Annotated in this window: 2 protein-coding genes; one reads left to right on the forward strand and one right to left on the reverse strand. The window is 73.2% G+C overall.

Features of this window, described 5'->3' with window-relative positions; translation table 11 throughout:
• The first annotated feature begins 110 nt into the window (after positions 1-110).
• Positions 111-5051, forward strand: a complete 4941-nt coding sequence (locus AB0K51_RS31025) for an NAD-glutamate dehydrogenase (protein ID WP_363460925.1) — start codon at positions 111-113, stop codon at positions 5049-5051.
• A 191-nt stretch (positions 5052-5242) separates the two neighbouring features.
• Here AB0K51_RS31025 and AB0K51_RS31030 read toward each other — a convergent pair.
• On the reverse strand, positions 5243-7189 hold a 1947-nt coding region (locus AB0K51_RS31030; RefSeq protein WP_363460927.1), incomplete at its 5' end, for an FtsK/SpoIIIE domain-containing protein.

Genomic DNA, 7189 nt, shown 5'->3' on the forward strand with positions numbered 1-7189 from the left:
TGAGCGCTTTTCACCCGGTGCGTGCGGGAGGATTGCCGAGGTGCGGACCGGCGGTGCACCCACAGTCATCACCGAGTCACGCAACGGCGCGCGACAGGAGCCAAACAGCCATGCAGACCAAGCTGGACGCAGCCAAGGCCGACCTGCTCAAGAAAGCAGCAGCAGCCGCTGAGAACAGCCAGGTGGGGGGAGCGGCGCCCGGGGAGGGTCTGAGCAACGGTGCTCTGGCCGCTTACCTGCACCACTACTACCTCCACACGGCGCCCGAGGACCTGATCAACCGGGACCCGGTCGACGTGTACGGCGCCGCCGCCTCCCACTACCGGCTGGGCCTCAAGCGCCCGCAGGGGACGGCCGAGGTCCGGGTCTCCACCCCGACCGTCGAGGAGAACGGTTGGTCCTGCGGCCACACCGTGGTCGAGGTGGTCACCGACGACATGCCGTTCCTGGTCGACTCCGTCACCAACGAGCTGACCCGCCTGGACCGCGGCATCCACCTGGTCGTGCACCCGCAGCTGGCGGTGCGCCGCGACATCACCGGCAAGCTGCTGGAGATCCTCGACGTCGACGCCTGCAACCGCGCGCAGGCCGCCGGCGCCGAGTGGCCCGCCGACGCCTCCGTCGAGTCGTGGATGCACATCGAGATCGACCGCGAGACCAGCCGCGAGGACCTCCGCGAGATCGAGGCCAACCTGCGCCGCGTCCTGGGCGACGTCCGCGAGGTGGTCGAGGACTGGTCGAAGATGCGCGACTCCGCGCTCCGACTGGCCGACGAGCTCGCCGAGCAGCCCCCCGCGCACCTGCCCGAGCTGGAGGTCGGTGAGGCCTGGGAGCTGATGCGCTGGCTGGCCGACGACCACTTCACCTTCCTCGGCTACCGCGAGTACGACCTGGTCGAGCACGAGGGCGAAGAGGTCCTGAAGGCCGTCGCCGGCACCGGCCTGGGCATCCTGCGGGCCGACCCGCTCAGCCACGACACCGACCACCACCCGGTGTCCGAGGCCTTCGGCCGACTCTCCGCCCCGGTGCGCGCCAAGGCGCACGAGAAGAAGCTGCTGGTGCTGACCAAGGCGAACAGCCGGGCCACCGTGCACCGCCCCGCGTACCTCGACTACGTCGGCGTGAAGAAGTTCAACGCCGCAGGCGAGCCGATCGGCGAGCGCCGCTTCCTCGGCCTGTTCTCCTCCGCCGCCTACACCGAGTCGGTCACCCGGATCCCGGTCGTGCGCCGCAAGGTGCAGGCGGTGCTGGACGCCGCGGGCTTCTCCGGCGACAGCCACGACGGCCGCGACCTGCTCCAGATCATGGAGACCTTCCCGCGCGACGAGATGTTCCAGACCGCCGCCGCGGAACTGCTCTCCATCGCCACCAGCGTGCTGTACCTGCAGGAGCGCCGCCGGCTGCGGCTGTTCCTCCGCCAGGACGACTACGGCCGCTACTACTCGGCCTACGTCTACCTGCCGCGCGACCGGTACACCACCCGGATCCGCCTGCTCCTGATGGACATCCTCAAGGAGGAGCTGAACGGCGACTCCATCGACTACACGGTGTACGCCACCGAGTCGGTGCTGACCCGCCTGCACTTCGTGGTCCGGGTCGCCCCCGGCACCGAGCTGCCGCAGCTGTCCGAGGCCGACCACGAGCGGATCGAGAACCGGCTGGCCGAGGCCGCCCGGTTCTGGATGGACGGCTTCCACGACCAGCTGCGGACCGAGGTCGGCGAGGAGCGGGCCGCCGAGCTCGGCCACAAGTACGGCAACGCCTTCCCCGACGGCTACCGCGCCGACTTCCCGCCGCGCACCGCCGTCGCCGACCTCAAGCAGATCGAGTCGCTGAGCGGCGAGGGCGACTTCCGGCTGAACCTGTACCAGCCGGTCGGCGCCGGCGACGACGAGCGCCGGTTCAAGATCTACCGGGTCGGCGGCCCGATCTCGCTGACCGAGGTGCTCCCGGTGCTGCAGCGCCTGGGCGTCGAGGTGCTCGACGAGCACCCGTACGCGCTGCGCCGCACCGACGGCACCACCGCCTGGGTGGTCGACTTCGGCCTGCGGCTGCGTGAGGGCACCGACCTCACCGAGGAGGACCGCGAGCGGTTCCAGGACACCTTCTCCGCCACCTGGCTCGGCCACGCGGAGAACGACGGCTTCAACGAGCTGGTCCTCACCGCCAAGCTGACCTGGCGTCAGGCCACGGTGCTGCGCGCCTACGCCAAGTACCTGCGGCAGGCCGGCAGCACGTTCTCCCAGGACTACATGGAGGACGCGCTCCGCAACAACACCCACACCACCCGGCTGCTGGTCAACCTGTTCGAGGCCCGGCTCTCGCCGAGCCACCGCTCCGGCGGCGAGGAACTGACCGACGCCATCGTCGAGGAGCTCTCCGGCGCCCTCGACGAGGTGGTCTCGCTGGACGAGGACCGCATCCTGCGCTCGTTCCTGCACCTGATCAAGGCCACCCTGCGGACCAACTTCTTCCAGCACGACGGCGAGGGCTCCTGGCACTCGTACGTGTCGATGAAGTTCGACCCCAAGGCCATCCCGGACCTGCCCGCGCCGCGCCCCGCCTTCGAGATCTGGGTCTACTCGCCCCGGGTCGAGGGCGTCCACCTGCGCTTCGGCAAGGTCGCCCGCGGCGGCCTGCGCTGGTCCGACCGGCGCGAGGACTTCCGCACCGAGATCCTCGGCCTGGTCAAGGCCCAGATGGTCAAGAACACCGTCATCGTGCCGGTCGGCGCCAAGGGCGGCTTCGTCGCCAAGCAGCTGCCGGACCCGTCGGTGGACCGCGACGCCTGGCTGGCCGAGGGCGTCGCCTCGTACAAGACCTTCATCTCGGCGCTGCTCGACATCACCGACAACCTGGTCGCCGGCGAGGTCGTCCACCCGCTCGACGTGGTCCGCCACGACGAGGACGACACCTACCTGGTGGTCGCCGCCGACAAGGGCACCGCGACCTTCTCCGACATCGCCAACGGCGTCGCGGAGTCGTACGGCTTCTGGCTCGGCGACGCGTTCGCCTCCGGCGGCTCGGCGGGCTACGACCACAAGGGCATGGGCATCACCGCCCGCGGCGCCTGGGAGTCCGTCAAGCGCAACTTCCGCGAGCTCGGGGTCGACACCCAGTCCGAGGACTTCACCGTCATCGGCATCGGCGACATGTCCGGCGACGTGTTCGGCAACGGCATGCTGCTCTCCGAGCACATCCGGCTGGTCGCGGCCTTCGACCACCGGCACATCTTCCTCGACCCGAACCCGGACGCCGCGGTCTCCTTCGCGGAGCGCCGCCGGCTGTTCGACGTGCCGCGCAGCTCCTGGGACGACTACGACAAGTCGCTGATCTCGGCCGGCGGCGGCGTCTTCCCGCGCTCGGCCAAGTCGATCCAGCTGTCCGCGCAGGTCCGCGAGCGGCTCGGCATCGACGCCTCGAAGCTGACCCCCGCCGAGCTGATGAAGGCGATCCTGCAGGCCCCCGTGGACCTGTTCTGGAACGGCGGCATCGGCACCTACGTCAAGGCGTCGACCGAGACCAACGCCGAGGTCGGCGACAAGTCCAACGACGCGATCCGGGTCAACGGCGCCGACGTCCGCGCCCGGGTCATCGGCGAGGGCGGCAACCTCGGCTGCACCCAGCTCGGCCGGATCGAGTTCGCCTCCACCGGCGGCCCGCAGTCCACCGGCGGCTGGATCAACACCGACGCCATCGACAACTCGGCCGGCGTGGACACCTCGGACCACGAGGTGAACATCAAGATCCTGCTCAACCAGGTCGTCGCCGACGGCGACATGACGGTCAAGCAGCGCAACGCCCTGCTCGCCGAGATGACCGACGAGGTCGGCCACCTGGTGCTGCGCAACAACTACGCGCAGAACGTGGTGCTGGCCAACGCGGTCGCCCAGGCCGCCAGCATGGTCAACGTGCACTCCCGCATGATCAACCGGCTGGAGTCCGCCGGGCAGCTCGACCGGGCGCTGGAGTACCTGCCCACCGAGAAGCAGATCCGCGACCGCCAGCAGGCCGGCCGGGGACTCTCCCAGCCCGAGCTGTCGGTGCTGCTCGCCTACACCAAGATCACCCTGTCCGACGAGCTGCTCGCCACCGAGCTGCCCGACGACCCGTACTTCCGCACCGTGCTCCACCAGTACTTCCCGAGCGCGCTGCGGGCCCGGTTCGCCGAGCAGATCGACAACCACCCGCTGCGCCGCGAGATCATCACCACCCTGATCGTCAACGACACGATCAACCGCGGCGGCTGCACCTTCGCGTTCCGGCTCCGCGAGGAGACCGGCGCGACCATGGAGGAGATCGCCCGCACCCACGCCGCCGCCCGCGCGGTGTTCGGCCTGGAGCAGATCTGGGACTCCGTCGAGGGCCTCGACAACCAGGTCGGCGCCCGCGTCCAGACCAAGATGCGGCTGCACTCCCGCCGCCTGGTCGAGCGCGCCACCCGGTGGATGCTGAACAACCGCCGCCAGCCGCTCGACATCGCCGGCACCATCGAGTTCTTCCACGACCGGGTCAACCAGGTCTGGGAGTCGCTGCCCAAGCCGCTGCGCGGCGAGGACCTCGCCTGGTACGACTCGGTCTACGAGGAGCTGGCCGGCGCCGGCGTCCCCGACGAGCTGGCCACCCGGATCGCCGGACTGTCCTCCGCGTTCCCGACCCTCGACATCGTCGGCGTCGCGGACCGCTCGGACGCCGACGTGATGGAGGTCGCCGAGCTGTACTACGACCTCGGCGACCGCCTGCAGATCAGCCACCTGCTCGACCGGATCATCGAACTGCCGCGCACCGACCGGTGGTCCTCGATGGCCCGCGCCGCGATCCGCGAGGACCTGTTCGCCGCGCACTCGGCGCTCACCGCCGACGTGCTCGCCGCCGGGCCCGCCGGATCCAGCCCCGAGGAGCGCTACACCGCCTGGGCCGACCTCAACGGCACCCTGCTCAGCCGGGCCCGCACCACCCTCGACGACATAAGGGGTTCGGACAACTACGAGCTGTCCAGCCTCTCGGTCGCGATGCGGGTGATCCGCACCCTGCTGCGCACCGGTCGCTGACCGCAGCACCACCCCGACGGGGGCCCGGGAGTCGACTCCCGGGCCCCCGTCGGGCGTTCCCGGCCTACCGCGCCGGGTGGAGGCCGAAGCCCAACCCCAGGTGGTGGTGGCCTACGAGACCGGACTGGTCCGCCCGGCCGCCACCCGCACCGCCTGAGCCACCGTCACCACGCTGGCCCCCTGACCCGCCGTCAGCTCTCGGTCGCCCGGCGCAGCGCGCTGCCCAGCAGCGCCAGGTCGGTCGGCCCGTTGCCGAGCTCGCGGACCGGGCGCGGGGTCGGCGCGGCGCCGTGGTCCTCCGGCTGCAGTGCGACGACCGTCGGCCGCAGCGTCGCGGTGCGGGGGATCCGGCCGCTCACCCGGGCGCCCTGGAAGGCCGTCACCGCGCCGTCCGGGCGGCGCAGGTAGCCGCGGCCGGGCGTGCCGGCGGGCAGCGCCGCCGCGTCCGGCAGGTGGATCAGCAGGTCGGACTCGCCGGGCTGCTCGGTGCGCAGGGCGATCCGCAGCTGGGCCGCCTCGTCCACCTCGCTGCCCGCGGTGGCCTCCGGTGCGCCGGTCGCGGCGACCACGTGCACGCCGAGCCGGGCACCCTGCCGGGCGACGGCCGCCAGCGCGCGGGCCAGCGGCCGGCCGCCGGGGGACCCCGGGGAGACCAGCACGTCGTAGTCGTCGACCAGCACCACCAGCCGGACCGGGCCCGGCTCGGCGGCGGGCGCGGCCTCGGGGGAGCGGCGCGGCGCGGCCACCCGCACCGCGCCGGCCGGCCCGTCGGCGGCGGGGCCGCCGACCAGCGCGGGGGCCTTCTCGAAGACCTGCCGGGTGTGCCACTCGGCGAAGCTCAGGCCGTCGAACAGTGCCTCCCGCTGGGCGAGTTCGTCCAGCAGCAGGTCGGCGGCGTGCAGTGCCCCGCGCGGGTCGGTGTGCGCGTTGACGTGCGTGGTGACGTGCGGCAGGTCGGTGCAGCCGGCCAGTCCGCCGTCCTCGGCGCGGTCGCCGTCGACCATCAGCAGCGACAGCCGGCCGGGCCGCTCGGAGACCGCCAGCGAGGCGGCCAGGGTGCGCAGCAGCTCGGACTTGCCGGAGCCGGGGCCGCCGCCGATCAGCAGGTGGTCGCCGTCCTCGGCGAGGTCGACGGCGCAGCTCTCCTCGCCCTGCGCGCCGCGGGCGGTGCCCAGCAGCGCGCCCGCGCCGCCCGCACCGGCCGGCAGCGCGGCCCACTGCTCGGCCAGCCGGGCCGGGGAGAGCGACTCGGAGCGCAACAGGTCGAGCAGGCGCAGCGCCTCCGGCAGCGGGCCGCGCCCGGCCGGGTCGGCGTCGGAGGCGGCCTCGCGCAGCGGGGCCAGGGTGCGGGCCAGGCGCTCGGCCCAGGCCGCGGAGACCGCGTCCAGTGCGACGTCGGCGAGGTGCTCGCGGACCCCGCCGACCGGGCGGTCGACGGTCAGCCGGGTGGAGACCTCGCCGGTGATCACGCCGGTGGCACCGAGCCCCGCGGGCAGCAGGTCGGGCCGCTCGGCCAGGCAGACCGTGAAGACGCCGGCCGCCGGGCCCTGCTTGAGCAGCAGCGCGAGGGCCTCCCGGCCGGCCTCGGTGCCCGGGTCGCCGTCGACCAGGACGACGGTGGCGGGCGGTCCGTCGGTGGCGCCGGCCAGTTCGGCGAGCCGGGCCTCGGCCTGCTCCGGGCCGAGTCCGAACAGCAGTCGGCAGGCCTGGCCGTGCGCCGGGCGCAGGTGCGGCAGCCACTGCGCCCACGCCCACTCCTCGGCGGGCGCGGCGGCGGCGACCAGCACCAGGGCGAGCCCGCCGGGCGCGTGCAGCGCGGCGAGCTGGGCGAGCACGGCCCGGGCCAGCCCGGCCAGCCGGGCGCGCGGACCGGCCAGGCCGAGGCTGCCGGCGGTCTGCAGGTCGACGGTGACCGGGACGGCGGGCAGCAGGGTGCCGGGCGCGGTGCCGGGGCCGCCGGGCAGGTCGGCGGTGCCCAGCCGCAGGGTCAGCGCGTCGGGGTGGTCGGGGCCGCGCTCCCAGAGCCGGCCGCCGGTGGCGAGCGCGGTGAGCAGCAGCGCCGCCGGGTCGGGATGCAGGTCGCGCAGCCGGGCGGCGGCTGCGTCGGACTCGCGGGGGGTGGTCAGTTCGGCGGGCAG

Source organism: Kitasatospora sp. NPDC049285 (assembly GCF_040678815.1).
In the GTDB taxonomy this organism is placed as follows: Bacteria; Actinomycetota; Actinomycetes; order Streptomycetales; family Streptomycetaceae; genus Kitasatospora.